The sequence below is a fragment of the Klebsiella sp. WP4-W18-ESBL-05 genome (assembly GCF_014169075.1).
In the GTDB taxonomy this organism is placed as follows: Bacteria; Pseudomonadota; Gammaproteobacteria; order Enterobacterales; family Enterobacteriaceae; genus Kluyvera; species Kluyvera ascorbata_B.
In genome coordinates this window covers 2,544,840-2,561,045 of sequence record NZ_AP022057.1, presented here as the reverse complement: position 1 = coordinate 2,561,045, position 16,206 = coordinate 2,544,840, and the positions used below count along the sequence as shown (strand labels likewise).

Sequence of the window (16,206 nt, the reverse complement as noted above, 5' to 3'; positions counted from 1 at the left end):
AGGCTTATCTGCGGCTTACTGTGCCGGCGTCTCTGCCGGCGCGTCCGCCGGTTCTTCCGGGTCGGCCAGCGTCGGGATCCCGAACATACCGACAAAATCATCCAACGGCATTTTCTGCCCGTTCAGGGTGACCTGGCCTGAGGCATACTGCAGGCTGCTGCTGATGGCGTCATCCTGGGTGGTGGTCAGACGGAACATTTGCCCCATCGCGGCCAGCCCCTGAATTTGCTGTTTGGCCAGCTTAGCGGCTTCTTCCTGCTGATAGCCTTCCAGCTGCGCCACCTGGGTCATCAGTTCGACAGCCATGTCCGTTGGGATATTCAGCTTCGCGTCCAGCGATTTCACGCCGCGATCGACCTGTTGTGACAGCGTCTGCGCTTCGCCGGTAGCCTGCGCCGGGTCTTTCAGCGCCAGCGACAGGTTCAGCGAACTTTCCCCTTTGGCATTTTTCCAGCTCAGCGGTGACAGTGTCACTACTGGGTCACCTTTCAGCAGGATTGGCAGCGAGCTGAACAGTGCATCTACCGCTTTTTGCTGATACAGCTCCGGGTTTTTTGCCAGGTCCGGCTGCGCCATTAGCGCCTGGGTCTGCGCCTGATACTGCTGGCTGAACTGATGCATGGCGACACCGTCAATGCCGTCGACCTTCAGGGTGAGCTGTCCGCTGCCGAAGTCTTTGTTTTGCAGCTTCAGGCTGTTAAGCGAGTAGTCGAGCTGGCTGTTGATTTTTTTGCCGTCGGCGGTCAGTTCAGACTTACCGGCAATGCGCATACCGTTGAGCTCGGCGAGATCTTTACCTTCCACGCTCATCGCCAGACGTTCGACGCTCAGCGTCTGATCGCCGATGCGTTCATCAAACGAGGTCAGTTTGCTCGAACCGTCGGTTTTCAGGTTGTTAAAGGTAAACTGCACCTTCTGATCGTATTCGTTGACCGCGTTAACCTGGCCGCTCTTCGCTTCGCCGGTCAGCGACACCAGGCTACCCTGGCTGTCGGCGGAGAGAACGAATTCGCCGCCGCTGAAGGTCACTTTATCGGTGTCTTTCTCGTAATCCAGTGGCTTGAGGGTAATAGCCGACTCGGTATCACCGCCGTAGCTAATACGGGTATTGATATCGAACGGCGATTGCCCTTTGGCGATATCGAATAGCGGTTTGGTGACATCGTTGTTGACCAGTACGGTGTTAACCGACGCCATGGCTGGCGCCAGATTGAAGGATTTTAACGATGCCAGCGGGAAGGGGCCGTGGCTGACGGTTTCATCGAGCAGTACGCTCTGGCCCGGTTTCAGCCATGAATTTTCGGCCCCCGTCAGCGGCTTGACCACCATTTTCAGCTGACTGCTGAACACGCCGCGCTGATAGTCCTGGTAGCTCAGTTCAAGGCCCGCTTCCGGCGCGGTCAGCTTCAACTGGGCGTTCGCCTGTGAGACCATTTCGGCGATGCGTGATTCCAGCTGTTTACCCGTGTACCAGGCTCCGCCCGTCCAGATAACCCCCAAAGCAACAATGATGCCTACAGCAACCCGCGTTTTTTTCATCGTATTTGTCCGTAAAAATGAAACCAGGCGAATAGGCCGCCTGGTTAAGTCATAAGGCTATGCGAAAGAGTAGCAAGCCTGTCCAGAAACTTCAGTATTTACTTTAACTTATTATAGACGCGCGCTAAGCGGCCGCTGCCGCTGACCTGAATCGGTGACTCATTGGCGGCGACAAACGCCGACTCGCCCGGTTTTAGCACCAACTGCTGGCCATTTTTATGCAGTACAGACTCGCCCTCTAAGCAGAAGACGATCGCCGCACCGTCCTGCGCCAGGTGGGTTTCGCTGGCGCTGAGGTCATGTAAAGAGAAAGCAAAATCATCGACCGGAATCGGGAAGTCCAGCTCGCTGCCGCGCTTCTCGGGCTGCGTTAACAGCGTGTTCGCCGGTTTGGCGACAAACTTAACGTTCGCCACCAGTTCCGGAATATCGATGTATTTCGGCGTCAGACCGGCGCGCAGTACGTTGTCGGAGTTCGCCATCACTTCCAGACCGGTACCGCGCAGGTAGGCGTGCGGCGTTTCGGCGTACAGGAACATGGCATCGCCCGGATTCAGTTTGACGATGTTCAGCAACAGCGGTGAGAACAGGCCGCTATCGTCAGGGTAGAACTCGGCAATCAGGCGGATGGCATCCCAGGCGTCGCCACGTTCGGCTTCCAGCGCACGACGCAGCACCTGCAGGGCGTGGGCTTTTTCTGCGCCCTGCATATTAAGCAGACCGGCGAACAGCGCGCTCAGGCTGTCGCCGTCGGGCTGTGCAATAAACTGACCGATCAGCGGGTTCGCGTCGGCGACCGGCGCCAGCAGCGCGGCGATCTGGCCGAATTCGCGGAAGGCATTCATCGCCAGGAAGGGGGTAAGGGCAAAGACCAGCTCAGGTTTGTGATTGGGATCTTTGTAGTTACGTTCGGCCGCGTCCAGAGCGATACCGGCGGCGTTTTCTTTGGCAAAACCGGTTTCCGCAGCCGTTTTGCTCGGATGCACCTGAATGGAAAGCGGCTGTGCGGCGCACAGGACTTTAAACAGGTAGGGTAATTCGCCAAAACGCGCGGCGACTTTCTCGCCCAGCAGCGCGGTTTTGTCGCCGTCAATCACCTCACGCAGTGAATGAACATTTCCCTGAGCATCGGCAATTTTTGAGCTGCTCTTCGGGTGCGCGCCCATCCACAGTTCCGCCATCGGCAGATCGTCAGGATTGGCCATTCCGTAGAGTTCCGTTAACGCAGTTTTGCTACCCCAGGCATAGTTTTGCACTGAGTTAATGAGTTTTTGCATTATCAAGCCCTGTTTCAATGTGGATTCTTTGCGACGTATTAAAGCAAAAAAAAGCGCGCGCGTATTCTCAAGAAATAAAAAGTCGTACTAGTCTCAGTTTTTGTTAAAAAATTGTGTACGATAGGGTAACTCGCTTTTAACCGGGCAAATGGAAAGACTGCCTTTAACAACATCATCAAAGCAGTAAGTGAGAGCACAATGTCGAATAAACCTTTTTATTATCAGGATCCTTTTCCGTTAAAAAAGGATGAGACCGAATACTATCTGTTGAGCAACGACTACGTTTCCGTCGCAGAATTTGAAGGGCAGGAAGTCCTCAAAGTTGCCCCGCAAGCGCTGACGCTCCTCGCCAAACACGCCTTCCACGATGCTTCCTTTATGCTCCGCCCCGCGCATCAGCAGCAGGTGGCCGATATCCTTAACGATCCGCAGGCCAGCGAAAACGACAAGTACGTAGCGCTGCAGTTCCTGCGTAACTCGGATATCGCCGCGAAGGGTATTCTGCCGACCTGCCAGGATACCGGCACGGCGATCATCATGGGTAAAAAAGGCCAGCGCGTCTGGACCGGCGGCGGCGATGAAGCGGCGCTGGTGCGCGGCGTGTATGACACCTTTATTGAAGATAACCTGCGCTACTCGCAGAACGCGCCTCTCGATATGTATAAAGAGGTCAACACCGGTACCAACCTGCCGGCGCAGATTGACCTCTACAGCGTCGATGGCGACGAATATAAGTTCCTGTGCATTGCTAAAGGCGGCGGCTCGGCGAACAAAACCTACCTGTATCAGGAAACCAAGGCGCTGATCACCCCGGCGAAGCTGAAAAGCTATCTGGTTGAGAAAATGCGTACCCTGGGAACCGCGGCCTGCCCGCCGTACCATATCGCATTCGTCATCGGCGGGACCTCCGCGGAAGCCACGCTGAAGACGGTGAAGCTAGCGTCCACGAAATACTACGATGGCCTACCGACCGAGGGGAACGAGCACGGTCAGGCCTTCCGCGACGTACAGCTGGAAAAAGAACTGCTGGAAGAGGCGCAGAACCTGGGGCTGGGTGCGCAGTTCGGCGGCAAGTACTTTGCCCACGATGTTCGGGTGATTCGTCTGCCGCGCCACGGCGCATCCTGCCCGGTGGGGATGGGCGTCTCGTGTTCCGCCGATCGTAACATCAAAGCGAAGATTAACCGTCACGGCATCTGGATTGAGAAACTGGAGAACAACCCGGGTAAATACATACCGGAATCGCTGCGTAAGGCGGGTGAAGGCGAAGCGGTGAAGGTTGACCTCAACCGCCCGATGAGCGAGATCCTCAAGCAGCTGTCTCAGTATCCGGTTTCCACTCGCCTGTCGCTAAGCGGCACCATTATCGTGGGGCGCGATATTGCCCACGCCAAGCTGAAAGAACGCATGGATAAAGGCGAAGGTCTGCCGCAGTACATCAAAGATCATCCAATTTACTATGCCGGCCCGGCAAAAACGCCAGAGGGCTACGCGTCTGGCTCTTTGGGCCCAACCACCGCAGGCCGTATGGACTCCTACGTCGATCAGCTGCAGTCGGAAGGCGGCAGTATGATCATGCTGGCGAAAGGCAACCGTAGCCAGCAGGTCACCGATGCCTGCCACAAACACGGCGGGTTCTACCTCGGTAGCATCGGCGGCCCGGCGGCGGTACTGGCGCAGAGCAGTATTAAGAGTCTTGAATGCGTGGAGTACCCGGAGCTGGGAATGGAAGCCATCTGGAAAATTGAAGTAGAAGACTTCCCGGCGTTTATCCTCGTGGATGACAAAGGTAACGACTTCTTCCAGCAGATTCAGGCGTCGCAGTGCGCCCGCTGCGTGAAGTAATCCTTTCACCGCCCCTCGGGGCGGTTTTTTATTTGTACCATACTGATCTTAGCCTGCTTGAGCACTGTCACTTCACAATCACTTTGAATTCAAGGAGAAAGTAATGACAACGTCACGCCGCGAAAGCGATTCAATGGGCCCTATCGAGGTGCCCGCCGACAAACTGTGGGGCGCACAAACCCAACGCTCCCTGGAGCATTTTCGTATTTCCACGGAGAAAATGCCGCTTTCGCTGATTCACGCCCTGGCGCTGACCAAGCGCGCGGCGGCTAAGGTCAACCAGGATTTAGGCCTGCTCACCGCGGATAAAGCCGGTGCCATTATGGCGGCGGCCGATGAAGTGCTGCAAAACCGCCATCAGGATGAGTTCCCGCTGGCCATCTGGCAGACCGGTTCCGGCACGCAAAGCAACATGAACATGAATGAGGTGCTGGCCAACCGCGCCAGCGAACTGCTGGGCGGCGAGCGCGGGATGGCTCGTCAGGTCCACCCGAACGATGACGTCAACAAAAGTCAGAGCTCTAACGACGTGTTCCCGACGGCGATGCACGTGGCGGCGGTCATCGCGCTGCGCGAACATCTTCTGGTGCAGCTTGCGATATTACAGGAAACGTTACGCCAGAAAGCCGAACGCTTCCGCGATATCGTCAAAATCGGCCGCACCCACCTTCAGGATGCCACGCTGCTGACCCTCGGCCAGGAGTTTTCCGGCTGGGTGGCTATGCTGGAGCACAATCGTCGTCATCTGGAGCAGAGCCTGCCGCACCTGAGCGAGCTGGCGCTGGGCGGGACGGCGGTGGGAACCGGGCTGAATACCCATCCTGAATATGCGGTTCGCGTGGCGAAAGAGCTGGCAGCGCTGACCGGGCAGCCGTTTGTGACGGCGCCGAACAAGTTTGAAGCGTTGGCCACCTGCGATGCGCTGGTGCATACCCACGGTGCGTTGAAAGGGCTGGCGGCATCGCTGATGAAAATTGCCAACGACGTGCGCTGGCTGGCATCGGGGCCGCGCTGCGGTATCGGTGAACTGTCGATACCGGAAAACGAACCGGGGTCGTCAATTATGCCAGGAAAGGTCAACCCAACCCAGTGTGAAGCTATGACCATGCTGTGCTGCCAGGTCATGGGCAACGATGTGGCGGTGAATATGGGCGGGGCATCCGGTAACTTTGAACTGAACGTCTACCGGCCGATGATTATTCATAACGTGCTGCAATCGCTGCGACTGCTGGCTGATGGCATGGAGAGCTTCAACGCGCACTGTGCGGTGGGCATTGAGCCAAACCGCGAGCGAATTGAGCAACTGCTTAATGAGTCGCTGATGCTGGTGACCGCGCTGAATACGCATATCGGCTACGATAAAGCGGCAGAAATCGCCAAGAAGGCGCACAAAGAGGGGCTGACGTTGAAAAATGCGGCGCTGGCTTTAGGCTATCTCAGCGCCGAAGAGTTCGATCTTTGGGTTCGTCCGCAGGAGATGGTAGGGAGCCTGCCGGGCCTGCGTTAATCGGTCGCGAGCCACAGATGAAGCCGCGGAATAAGCAGCTGTAGAGGCTGTGCCTGCGGCTTATGCCGGTGCTGTACATTATCGGCGTCGTAGTCCAGCAGCTCGCCCAGATCCGGTACGCTGACGCCGTTGCGCCCGCTGCTGACGGCAATCAGCGGGCCGGGGCAGGCGTACTGTATCTGCTTTTGTTCTCCGGCGTACCATACGCGCGCAATGGGCTGCACCTTCACCGGGCGTTTAATCTTCAGTCTGGCCTTTTGCGGCAGGGCGGCAATGTCCTGATATTCGCGCTCCAGCCGCGCCTGCCACTGTTCCCGCGTCCAGGGGGGCACGGCGCGGGGCGATTTCAGACTCTTCTCCAGCTGTGCCAACACCTCATCACGGGTCAGGTTTTTGATAATGTGCTTATTGGCCCAGCCAAAACGAATCGTGCTCGGGTCGTGCAGCAGGGTGAGCGAGCGGTAGGCGTTGAGGGTAATTAGCCCCGGTATATAGCGATGAACCCATTCGAAACGGGCCACCGACGGCAGGCCGGAATCAACGGTGATAATCTGTTCCAGCTCGGCTTTCAGACGGTTAATCAGCTGGACCCGGCGGCTGAGCGCATCGTGCTGTTCGCTGCCTGCCTGCAGGCAGATTGCGCCGGGCAAACGTACCGCGGCCTTACTGCTGCGGTTTTCCGACTGCTGCTGAATAAACAGGTGGCTGAAGTGCTGAAGCGCCATGGCAAACGCCGGCTGGCCGAGATGCTGGACAACCGGAATGCGCGACAGCGGGGCGTGCTCGGCGGTTTTCGGTACTTCCGGCAGCGCGAAGATGCGGGCAGTCAGCAGACGGCACGCAGACAGCTCGTTGCGCAGCTCGGCAAGGTTGCGTTCAAGCTGGCGGAAGGTGTCGGTTAAGCGCTCAACGAGATCGTAACTGGCCATGGTCGCGTTCCTCTGTTGTTAATTAGTTACAACATACTTTTGATGTTGTCACTATAATCCACGATTCGGCACCGTGCAAACCGCGGTCAGCTAGCCGCGGGCAGGGAAATAGAGTGGTAAATAGGCCATTGCAGACTGAAGCGCGCGCCGCCGAGCGGGCTGCTTTCGCAGCTAGCGTGTCCGCCCATGGCCGTGGCGATGGAGTGGACGATAGCCAGACCCAGGCCGCAGCCGCCGGTCGCGCGGTCGCGGCTGGGATCCAGGCGAACAAACGGTTCAAATACGCGCTCGCGTTCATCGGCGGCAATACCCGGGCCGTCGTCGTCCACCAGCAGGCAGGCCTGGCTCCCGCTGAGGGTCAGGCTGACCTGAATCTGGGACTGACTGTAACGCATGGCGTTATTGATCAGGTTATCGAGAACGCGTTCCATCAGGCGCATATCCAGCGCGCCGTAGTCGCCCTGGGTCAACTGCTTAAGCGTGATGTCTCGCTGCGGGTTCACCGCTTGCACATCTTCAACGTGCGCGGCTATCCAGCGCGGGAGGTCGGGAGTGGTCAGAGAAAGCTCGGTCTGCGGGCGATCAAGACGTGCGTAGGTCAGCAGTTCTTCAATCAGCGCTTCCAGCTGGCTAATATCGCGATTCAGCGCCTGAGACTCGGCTTCAGTCAGGTTCTCGCTCATCTCCAGACGGTAGCGCAGACGAACCAGCGGCGTACGCAGCTCGTGTGCAATGCCGTCAATCAGCTGCTTTTTGCTGGCGATAAGCGCATTGATATTGTCGGCCATCTGGTTAAAAGCAACGCCCAGCCGCTCGAAGCTGGATAAACTGTCGAAATGAATACGCTCCCCCAGATGCCCGTCGCCAAAGCGCTGCGCGGCGTTTTCCAGACGTAGCATATCCTGCCAGTGCGGGCGCATCCAGATGAATACCGGGAAGGCCAGCGAAATGGCGATAAACGCCATGAGGGCAATATCGAGTAGCCGCATCTCATGCATAAAGTACAAATACGGGACCGGGCCGACCGCCAGCACATAGTGGCTGCGCGGAATGCGCTGAATAAAGGTGTACTGATCGTCGAGCGCAACGATATCACCGGCGCGAAGGTGCTGCATGGCGCTATCGGCCAGCTGGAACTTGCTCAGTGGTTCAATGCGCAGATCGAAAGACAGGTTCAGATCCAGTTCGTTAAGCGTTTTGCTCCAGTTACGCGGCGGAATCTCACGCAGCTCGCTGCGCATCAGGTACAGCGAGCTTTTCATCAGGTCATCCAACGACTGACGCCCCGCACGCTCGGCGGTAAATTTGTAGACCAGCCCGACCAGCATCGTCATGACCAGAAAGCAGACAAACAGTAGCAGGTAAAACTGCACAAACAGCTTTTTCATCGAAAACCACCGAACGTTCAATAGGGTGTGGCGAGGGGGCGCATGACTCTGGCGTACAAACAGGCCAGAACGCTACCCAGCCGCCGGTTAGCAGCGTACCCGGGAGAGTACACTGTATTCATACTTTCTGCATGCAGCGCACGGGGTCACCGAGATAAATCGCCGCGGCTGTGGCCGGGGAAGCGGTGATTTCATTTGCCGATAAATCCCCCTAATACCACGCCGTTAGCCGCTGACGGTCATGCCGTCGACATATTGGGAGTGAATATAAACATAAGCACGGCAGGAAATAACGCGATCGATAAAGCCAATGCACGCTGATGGTGGCTTGTTAAACAATCATAGTCACGATCGGAATAATGACGAGATGATAGGAATATTCTTCTCGTCGTCTATTTGTGCATTATGTGCTGTTATATAAAATACAGTGCGGGCTCAGATCAAAAGGTGTGGGCAATAAAGCATTAAATGTTTTTTGCCAAAGATGCGAATATTAAGAAAACCTTAAGAAGATAGCATTCAATGCTAATGTATTGTCTCCTCTCAATTTTATTATCGTAAGTCGGTTCTTAAGGTAAATTACGATGATGAAATTTGACACACACTTCTCATTCTCTGCGATGGTCCTGCTGGTGCTTTCCGCATTGTTTCCTTTCGCGGCGGAGTGGCGTATTTCGTTGGACGACGGTGCGCTGGTGACACATATCGAGAATGGACAGGCGCTGTGGTTGCTGTTTGGCGCCGTGTTTACCGTGTGCTACAGCAAGCCGTGGGAAAAACCGGCGGGCGAGAAACAGTTCTGGATGTGGGCTACGCTGTGGTGGCTGGTGCTGCTTGGGCGCAGCACCAGCTGGGGGCGCGTTTATTTTCCTGATGCGCCGCGTATTGTGTTTCACGCGATAGCCACGGTACTGGTTGCAGGGGTGCTTCTTTCTCTGCTGTCGTCGCCGCTGCGTAAAGAGATTGTTCGACGCATTAGGTCACGTATTCAATGTGTAGATCGGCTCATTGCAAGTAGTGCTCACGCTCAATGAATGTACCGATAATTTTGTCATGCATTTCTACTGATTTCGAGTATCCGAGGGTCTTACGATTAAGCCGCTTTAGCCGGTTGCGAAGGTTCAGGTTTTCACGCTCTATCCGTTGTGTATAAAGCTTGCCTGTGATGTGCTTTTCATTCGGTAACATGTCGTAAACGCTGAAGTTATCTGTGCACCAGAAGACAACATTAAAGCCCACTAACAGCTTCAATAACTTACGCAAAGTCTTTTTGCTTCGACGGCCAAAAGCATGGGCAATAATACGTTTGAGGCGAGGCTCCCATGCATACCACAACCAACGCTGCTGCTTCTTGTTGCCCACAAATGACCACATTTCATCAATTTCACAAATCAGCTGGATTTGCAGGTTGTCCAGTGGAAGCGTAGTTACCCGTCGCGGCGAGAGTTTTTTAAGGTGCGCACAACAGCATTAATGCTGATATGTAGCGCTCTTGCAGTATCGCGGATCCCCGAGTTGTTCATCGCAAGGTCAACAATTTGCTCTTTCATGCCGTGCTGGCAGGCACGATAAGCGTAATCAAGCTGGAAAGTTCGGCTACATGACTGACAACGATAGCGCTGGTGCCCGGCAGTGCCCAGACCATGCTTTTTAACCGCATCAATGCGTCCACAGAAGGGACATTTCACGTCAACCTGAGCCATAAATTCTCACCCGTAAATCAGTCATTCTACAGGGTGATCAACGGATTGAATACATGACCGACGCATTAAAGATAGCCCTAAGCCGCTGTGGTTAATGGCCGTCACGGTGATGACATTTTTGATTGCGGACACGATCGAACATCACCGTCTGCTGGCACCCTTGTTTGTGCGTGAACCGAATTATGCGGATCTGATGGAAGAGTTGTACGAAATACCGTTTATGGTGGGGCTGTTTCTGACCAGCTTTTATTTTATGAAACATGATAATGCGGTGTCGCATTCTGTCGGCGTACGATACCAACACAACCTATAAACCTCTGGCTATATCCAGGTTAAAAAGATCGTGGCGATGCGATCGTTTTCATGACGTTCTGGCCCTAGGCTAACACCCTAAAATCAGCAGCTTGCTATCCTCGCGTGACGGACGTAGTTTGGTGGTTTTCCGTTCGCGCGAGGGTGCTATGCAAGCGTTACTGATCATCGATATGCAGGGGTTTGTTCCGGAAAGAATCGCCGGGGGCATGGCTTATTTTCCCACCAACAGTATCGACAATATGCGCACCGCCATTGCGGCATTCAGGGCGGCAGGCAAGCCGGTGCTGCACGTGCGCCACGAAACGCTGGAGCCTGGCTCACCGATGCACCGGGACTCACCCCAGTTTCAACCCGTTGCCGGCTTTGAAGAGCGTGCCGGTGAAGCGGTATTTATCAAGACCACATCGTCGGCCTTTAGCTCCACCGATCTTTATGACGGGTTAAAGCGTGCGCAGATAAACGATCTTGCCGTCATCGGTGCCGTAGCTGGTTACTGCGTGAATTCTACCGTACGTATGGCGGCCGACCTGGGGCTGTCAATAACGGTGATTCGCGATGCGGTGCTCAGCTTTCCGCTTGAGAACGCAGGCATTAGCGCTGAGGACGTGTGCAACGTGACCCTTGGGCTACTGGAAAATGGCTTTGCCCGCGGCGTGAACACCGCTGCGCTGAATCTGGCTGCGGAGTAATTGCAGAAAATGCTGCCATGTGGCGAAGATTTGCGCCGTTGGCAGCATAAACACTCTGTTTTTAAGGTGGGTGGTGCGCTGTCTCTCGAGGGTTATAGTTTTAGCGCCAGCATAAAATGCTGATGGCTATTCCCAGGCATGTGGCGCAAAAAGATAACCTTTATTGCGTACGGTTTTAATACGATAAGGCTCCGTCGCGCTGTCCTGGAGCTTTTTGCGCAGGCGTGAAATAGCCACATCGACGCTGCGATCCATCCCGTCATAGCTTACGCCGCGCAGATTTTTCAGCAGCGCGTCGCGGTCCATAATTTGCCCGGCATGGGTAGCCAGCTCCCACAGCAGATCGAAGTCGGCGGTGGAAAGGGCAATGGAGTCTCCGCTCAGCAGCACCTGGCGGTTGACCGGATCGATCGCCAGCGTGCCAAAACGAATGGCTTTATGCGGCGTCAGCGCCGGCTGGGCGGGCGCTGCTGCGCTGCTGCCGGTAGGGCGCTGGCGCAAATGCAAGCGCAGGCGCGCGAGTAGCACGGCCGGTGGGGTGGTTTTCAGGATATAGTCGTTCGCGCCCATTTCCAGCGACAGGATATGGTTCATATCGCTGTCCAGTGAGGTTAACAGCACGATCGGGCCCGGCCATTGGCCGCGCAGATCGCGACACAGCGTCATGCCGTCCTTGCCCGGCAGCATGATATCCAGCAGCACCAGGTCCGGTTGTTCGCGGGCAATGGTTGCTTCGGCGTTATCGCCGCGTGGCTCGACCACCACATCCATATCATGCTTACCCAGATAAGCGGCGATCAACGCGCCAACATCCGGATCATCCTCAACATAAACGATCTTATTCATGACTCTACGCACTGGCTTAAAAAAAGCTACGATACACTGCGCGCGATTTTGCTGCCACAAAAAGCCGCCCCTGCGGCCGTGTTAAAATGGGGGCTGGCAATACCGTTGAATTTCCATTCATTAATGGCACCGCTTCCGCTATGCTGGAGCAACATGTTGTATATTGGTGAATAATAAGATGGGGTTGTTAATTAAGGCGCTGCTTGGCGCGCTGGTGGTGGTACTGATCGGCATTCTGGCAAAAACGAAAAACTACGCCATCGCCGGACTGATTCCGCTGTTTCCTACCTTTGCGCTGATTGCGCACTATATCGTTGCCAGCGAGCGTGGCACCGAGGCGCTGCGGGCCACTATCGTTTTTGGGATGTGGTCGATTATTCCGTACTTTCTGTATCTGCTATCGCTGTGGTATTTCACCGGCATGATGCGTCTGCCGCTGGCATTAGCAGGCGCCGTCGCCTGTTGGGGCGTCAGCGCCTGGCTGTTGATTTTCCTATGGGGCCGCCTGCATTAACCTTTAAACCAGCGGTCGCCCGCCGTCGACGGCGTAGGAGCGGCCGGTGACGTAATCGCTGGTGAGAATATACTCAACCAGGTTGATAATTTCTTTCTCGCCGCCGGCGATTTTCATCAGCGATTTATTCAGCGCCTTCTGACGATAGTCCGCATCGTCGCCTTCATTAAACAGCACCAGTGCAGGCGCAATGGCGTTAACCTTGACTTCCGGCGCCAGTTTACGGGCAAACGAACGGGTCATATTATCCAGCGCGGCTTTACTGGCGGCATAGGCAATATGCTTATCGCTGCCGCGTTCAACCACGTAGTCGGTGAAGTGAATAATATCGCTCCCGGCGTGCCCATGACCGCGCAGCAGGTCTTCCAGCTCATGGTTAAGCAGGTAGGGGGCGTGTACGTGAATTTGCATCATGGCGTTGAGCACATGGCTCAGCGGGGTTGTTGGGCTTTCCGCCTGCCAGCCGCTGGCGTTGTGCAGCACGGCGCGTAGGCCGCTGCAGCGTGATTTTACCGCCTCGGCAAAGGTATAGATTCCATCATCGTGGGAAAAATCGGCCTGAATGCAGACCGCCCCGGCCTGTTCCAGCCTATCGATGGCCGGGTAGCGGGTACGGTAGCTGACGATCACCGGCTGCTGCTGGGCGAGAAAATGGTGGGCAAGGGCGAGGCCGATGCGGCGACCTCCACCGGTAATCAGAACGGGGCGTGATAGCGTATTTCCCATCGTTATCTCCATATGTTGTCGACGATGGGGCGACACGCGTTACCCCATCAACATCCACGTTGCCGGCACGGCAGCAAGCAGAAGCAGGCCAATTAAGGCTAATTCGCGGCGCTTGAGCAGGATATTATCCTGATGCGTGCGGCGTGCATAGATAAACACTAACAGACCCGGCGCGTAAAGCACCACCGACAGCAGCAGATGCATCGGGCCGGACGCATACAATAACCATAAGCCATAAATACAGGCGCCGATACCAATCACCTTATGCAGCGGGCGACGGGCGACCTTCAGCAGAAATGCGCCCACCAGAAAATAAGGTACAAGGATCATTTCGGACGCGATGGTCAGCAGCGTATTGTAATCTGAGCCGGTTAGCCAGATCAGCACCAGGCTTGCCTGGACGCAGAGGTTCGTTAACCACAGCGAGGCCGAGGGCGCATTGTTAGCATTCTGGCGGGCAAAGACACGCGGAAACGCTTTGTGCGTAGCGGCCAGCAGCGGGACCTCCGCCGCCATAATCGTCCAACTGAGGTAGGCACCGCAGACGGAAACAATCAGCCCGGCGGCAATGACAATCTCACCCCAGGACCCCATCATTCGCACCATCAACCCGGCCATTGACGGGTTACGCATTTCCGCCAGCTCAGGGCGAGCGACAACGCCCATCGACAGCAGCGTCACCAGCAAATACACCCCCAGCGCGGAAATGACCGCCAGGAGGGTCGCGCGGCCCACGTCTTTTTTATTGCGCGCACGCGCCGAGACAACAACCGCGCCCTCCACGCCGATAAATACCCACAGGGTAATCAGCATGGTGTTTTTCACCTGTTCCCACACCGGCACGCCGAGATCGATGCCGTGGAAATCCAGGGTAAAGATATCACTGTTAAACGCGATGGCGGCCAGCACAATGAACAGGCCTAGCGGCACAAGCTTCGCCAGCGTGGCAACCAGGTTAATGCTGGCGGCGGTCTGTACCCCGCGCAGGACCAGGAAGTGGACGACCCACAGCAGCACCGACGCGCCGACGATCGACTGCCAGGTATTGCCGTCACCGAACAGACGCAGTTCGGGCGTATCGGTAAAGAAACTGAGGGCGGAAAAGACAATCACCAGATACGACACGTTGGCAATAACCGCACAGAGCCAGTAGCCCCACGCCGAACAAAAGCCAATCAGCTCGCCAAAGCCTTCTCGGGCGTAGGTGAAAATGCCGCCGTCAAGATCGGGGCGAATGCGCGTCAGCACCAGCATAGCGACGGCTAAAAACAGGATACCGACGCCGGTAATGGCCCAGCCAATCAGCAGCGCTGCCGGGCTGGCTACCTCCGCCATGTTCTGCGGCAGACTAAAAACGCCGGCGCCGAGCATCGAGCTCAGAACCAGAGCGGTCAGGGCGCTAAGCCCTAATTTCTTTTCCATGTGAATCCTGTTGTGGAAAGAGAAGAACCAGAATATTTATTTGGCGAAATCGCATAAAAATGGAGGATTGCGCTGAAGGCGGCGATTTTACGGAGAGCGCTGCAGACATGCAACACAGGATGGCAGGAAAAGAATAAAAAAGGCGGCCGGGGCCGCCTTTTGCTGTGGCTTACTTGTACAGGTCGGCGCTGATGGTGACGTTGCCGCCGCGCTCCTGCCATTCACGGGTAATATGGTAGTACTTAGCGCCTTTCTTAGCGGCACGTTTGGCCACCTGGTAAGACACTTCGGTCATGTTGCCGTAGTTACCGGTGAATTTGATGCTGTCGAACGGAATCATCTGCGCAGCGGTGATTTTATTCAGTTCTTCAACCTTGGTGCCATCCGGCAGCGTGACACTGTAACGCCCGCCTTTCGATGTTTGCGTTTCGAAGAAGCGGCCTACGCCGGTGCCGGAACCCACTGCGGCCGTGGTGGCGACGCCTGGGATCTCAACCTGTTTCGCGGCTTCGCCACCTTCTGCCAGCATCTTACGACCCGCATCGGAGTCAGCCGGAATGGCGTCCGGGCTCTGCAGCACACGTTTTTTCGCATCAGCTTTATAGATATAGGCAGTAATACGCTGGTTACCGCCGTCGTTGGCATCCACCTGGCGCACGATAAAGAAAGAGTCTGCGCCTTTTGCTTTAGCGGCTTTAGTAATGGCGTCGTTGACTTCCGGCTGGCTGCGGTAGAAGCCCTGCACGGTAACGGTGTCGTACGGCTCCAGCTCAACGGCCTGATCTTTCGGCAGTTCCATTACGCCGTTGATGATGCGGTTTTTCGGGGTGTCGGCCTTCGGTGCATCTTGTTTATAGAGGTCAGCCGTCACGCGCCAGTTGCCGCTGTTGCCGTAGTCAGACGTATCGACAACATAGAAAGAGGCTGCGCCTTCTTTGTCCGCTTTACGTGACATCGCATTGACGGCGTCGCCAATGGCGGTAAAGCGACCGGTGATCACTACGCGGTCATAGGGCTTTAATGCGGACGCTTGCTCCGGGGTCAGCTCGGTGGCTGCTTGGGCGGACATTGCCGCGGCAGACAGCATGACGGACACGAGGAGGGTGTTCTTAAGCTTCATAAAAATAATCCTTCGCCTTGCGCAAACCAAATTCGGGTCATGTTGTTAATGGGAAAACGTCTGATTATGGCATTGAAATGACGCCATTGTCTGCGTCATTTTTAACTTCAGATGCGAACCCGGTGACGGTTTTGGATAACTTTTCCTGATATGTTGAAAAAACGGGCGCTTGACCAGAAAAAGCGGTCAACCATATGACTTTTTTAAGTTAATGGAATGTTAAACGCGCTGCTGCGCCCGCGAAAAATCATGTTTTCCCACGGAGATGAAGCGAATTATGAGGTTCGCGACTCAAATGGGGGTAAATATCGCTGTTTGCAGCGGCCGGAACTCCTTATTTGGCATTTAATGCAAAAATACTGTTTTTCGGCGCTAGATCACAATCG

At 55.6% G+C, this 16,206-nt stretch carries 15 protein-coding genes; 6 read left to right on the top strand and 9 right to left on the bottom strand.

Annotated elements, in window-relative coordinates; all coding sequences use genetic code 11:
* Positions 1–15: 15 nt before the first annotated feature.
* Positions 16–1,539 carry a YdgA family protein gene (locus tag H7R58_RS12390; protein ID WP_106926842.1) on the bottom strand — a complete coding sequence of 508 codons (1,524 nt, stop codon included), beginning with the start codon at positions 1,537–1,539 and terminating at the stop codon, positions 16–18.
* Positions 1,540–1,637: 98 nt separating this feature from the next.
* Positions 1,638–2,816, bottom strand: coding sequence for a mannose-6-phosphate isomerase (gene manA / locus H7R58_RS12385; RefSeq protein ID WP_182930519.1), 1,179 nt, complete (start codon positions 2,814–2,816; stop codon positions 1,638–1,640).
* A gap of 198 nt (positions 2,817–3,014) precedes the next feature.
* Between manA and fumA the strand changes: the two genes are divergently transcribed.
* Together fumA and fumC are read left to right on the top strand one after the other, a co-directional pair.
* A complete protein-coding gene (gene fumA, locus H7R58_RS12380) occupies positions 3,015–4,661 on the top strand; it encodes a class I fumarate hydratase FumA (RefSeq protein WP_182930520.1) in 1,647 nt (548 codons plus the stop codon).
* A gap of 103 nt (positions 4,662–4,764) precedes the next feature.
* Entirely contained in the window at positions 4,765–6,168 is a 1,404-nt protein-coding gene (fumC, locus tag H7R58_RS12375) for a class II fumarate hydratase (RefSeq protein ID WP_182930521.1), read from the top strand.
* Here the strand turns inward: fumC and tus are convergent.
* The gene (tus, locus tag H7R58_RS12370) at positions 6,165–7,097 is read right to left on the bottom strand and encodes a DNA replication terminus site-binding protein (RefSeq protein ID WP_182930522.1); all 933 of its coding nucleotides are present in this window, start codon (positions 7,095–7,097) and stop codon (positions 6,165–6,167) included. The genes fumC and tus overlap by 4 nt on opposite strands.
* Before the next feature lie 86 nt (positions 7,098–7,183).
* Positions 7,184–8,485 (bottom strand): two-component system sensor histidine kinase RstB, encoded by a 1,302-nt coding sequence (rstB, locus tag H7R58_RS12365; protein WP_182928662.1) that lies wholly within the window; start codon positions 8,483–8,485, stop codon positions 7,184–7,186.
* A gap of 584 nt (positions 8,486–9,069) precedes the next feature.
* Here rstB and H7R58_RS12360 point away from each other — a divergent pair.
* Complete coding sequence (locus H7R58_RS12360; RefSeq protein ID WP_182934367.1) at positions 9,070–9,519, top strand: hypothetical protein; 450 nt, start codon at positions 9,070–9,072, stop codon at positions 9,517–9,519.
* On the opposite strand, the gene H7R58_RS12355 is transcribed toward H7R58_RS12360, so the two are convergent.
* Positions 9,491–10,188, bottom strand: a protein-coding gene (locus H7R58_RS12355) for an IS1 family transposase (protein ID WP_182929052.1) whose coding sequence is annotated in 2 segments (ribosomal slippage) — positions 9,491–9,939 and positions 9,939–10,188 — 699 coding nt in all. Because the reading frame shifts where the segments join, the coding sequence is not laid out codon by codon here. The genes H7R58_RS12360 and H7R58_RS12355 overlap by 29 nt on opposite strands.
* 94 nt (positions 10,189–10,282) lie before the next feature.
* Between H7R58_RS12355 and H7R58_RS12350 the strand changes: the two genes are divergently transcribed.
* Together H7R58_RS12350 and H7R58_RS12345 are read left to right on the top strand one after the other, a co-directional pair.
* Entirely contained in the window at positions 10,283–10,501 is a 219-nt protein-coding gene (locus H7R58_RS12350; RefSeq protein WP_182934366.1) for a hypothetical protein, read from the top strand.
* 148 nt (positions 10,502–10,649) lie between these two features.
* Entirely contained in the window at positions 10,650–11,192 is a 543-nt protein-coding gene (locus H7R58_RS12345; protein WP_182930523.1) for an isochorismatase family protein, read from the top strand.
* Positions 11,193–11,318: 126 nt separating this feature from the next.
* On the opposite strand, the gene rstA is transcribed toward H7R58_RS12345, so the two are convergent.
* Positions 11,319–12,038, bottom strand: a complete 720-nt coding sequence (gene rstA / locus H7R58_RS12340; protein ID WP_182930524.1) for a two-component system response regulator RstA — start codon at positions 12,036–12,038, stop codon at positions 11,319–11,321.
* Between the two features lie 178 nt (positions 12,039–12,216).
* Here rstA and H7R58_RS12335 point away from each other — a divergent pair, with 178 nt between their 5' ends.
* Positions 12,217–12,552 carry a GlpM family protein gene (locus H7R58_RS12335; protein WP_182930525.1) on the top strand — a complete coding sequence of 112 codons (336 nt, stop codon included), beginning with the start codon at positions 12,217–12,219 and terminating at the stop codon, positions 12,550–12,552.
* 3 nt (positions 12,553–12,555) lie between these two features.
* On the opposite strand, the gene folM is transcribed toward H7R58_RS12335, so the two are convergent.
* The 3 genes from folM to ydgH all read right to left on the bottom strand — a co-directional run bounded on the left by folM (position 12,556) and on the right by ydgH (position 15,820).
* Positions 12,556–13,278, bottom strand: coding sequence for a dihydromonapterin reductase (folM, locus tag H7R58_RS12330; protein WP_106926858.1), 723 nt, complete (start codon positions 13,276–13,278; stop codon positions 12,556–12,558).
* A gap of 39 nt (positions 13,279–13,317) precedes the next feature.
* A complete protein-coding gene (locus tag H7R58_RS12325; RefSeq protein WP_106926860.1) occupies positions 13,318–14,700 on the bottom strand; it encodes an amino acid permease in 1,383 nt (460 codons plus the stop codon).
* Between the two features lie 169 nt (positions 14,701–14,869).
* Positions 14,870–15,820 carry a DUF1471 family protein YdgH gene (gene ydgH / locus H7R58_RS12320; protein ID WP_106926862.1) on the bottom strand — a complete coding sequence of 317 codons (951 nt, stop codon included), beginning with the start codon at positions 15,818–15,820 and terminating at the stop codon, positions 14,870–14,872.
* Between the last annotated feature and the right edge of the window lie 386 nt (positions 15,821–16,206).

What these genes read in the sequence shown, in the direction of transcription:
- ydgH (WP_106926862.1), bottom strand. Translation starts at nt 15,820, where the DNA reads ATGAAGCTTAAGAACACCCTCCTCGTGTCCGTCATGCTGTCTGCCGCG.
- H7R58_RS12325 (WP_106926860.1), bottom strand. Translation starts at nt 14,700, where the DNA reads ATGGAAAAGAAATTAGGGCTTAGCGCCCTGACCGCTCTGGTTCTGAGC.
- fumC (WP_182930521.1), top strand. Translation starts at nt 4,765, where the DNA reads ATGACAACGTCACGCCGCGAAAGCGATTCAATGGGCCCTATCGAGGTG.
- fumA (WP_182930520.1), top strand. Translation starts at nt 3,015, where the DNA reads ATGTCGAATAAACCTTTTTATTATCAGGATCCTTTTCCGTTAAAAAAG.
- H7R58_RS12345 (WP_182930523.1), top strand. Translation starts at nt 10,650, where the DNA reads ATGCAAGCGTTACTGATCATCGATATGCAGGGGTTTGTTCCGGAAAGA.
- H7R58_RS12335 (WP_182930525.1), top strand. Translation starts at nt 12,217, where the DNA reads ATGGGGTTGTTAATTAAGGCGCTGCTTGGCGCGCTGGTGGTGGTACTG.
- folM (WP_106926858.1), bottom strand. Translation starts at nt 13,278, where the DNA reads ATGGGAAATACGCTATCACGCCCCGTTCTGATTACCGGTGGAGGTCGC.
- tus (WP_182930522.1), bottom strand. Translation starts at nt 7,097, where the DNA reads ATGGCCAGTTACGATCTCGTTGAGCGCTTAACCGACACCTTCCGCCAG.
- H7R58_RS12360 (WP_182934367.1), top strand. Translation starts at nt 9,070, where the DNA reads ATGATGAAATTTGACACACACTTCTCATTCTCTGCGATGGTCCTGCTG.
- rstA (WP_182930524.1), bottom strand. Translation starts at nt 12,038, where the DNA reads ATGAATAAGATCGTTTATGTTGAGGATGATCCGGATGTTGGCGCGTTG.
- manA (WP_182930519.1), bottom strand. Translation starts at nt 2,816, where the DNA reads ATGCAAAAACTCATTAACTCAGTGCAAAACTATGCCTGGGGTAGCAAA.
- rstB (WP_182928662.1), bottom strand. Translation starts at nt 8,485, where the DNA reads ATGAAAAAGCTGTTTGTGCAGTTTTACCTGCTACTGTTTGTCTGCTTT.
- H7R58_RS12390 (WP_106926842.1), bottom strand. Translation starts at nt 1,539, where the DNA reads ATGAAAAAAACGCGGGTTGCTGTAGGCATCATTGTTGCTTTGGGGGTT.
- H7R58_RS12350 (WP_182934366.1), top strand. Translation starts at nt 10,283, where the DNA reads ATGGCCGTCACGGTGATGACATTTTTGATTGCGGACACGATCGAACAT.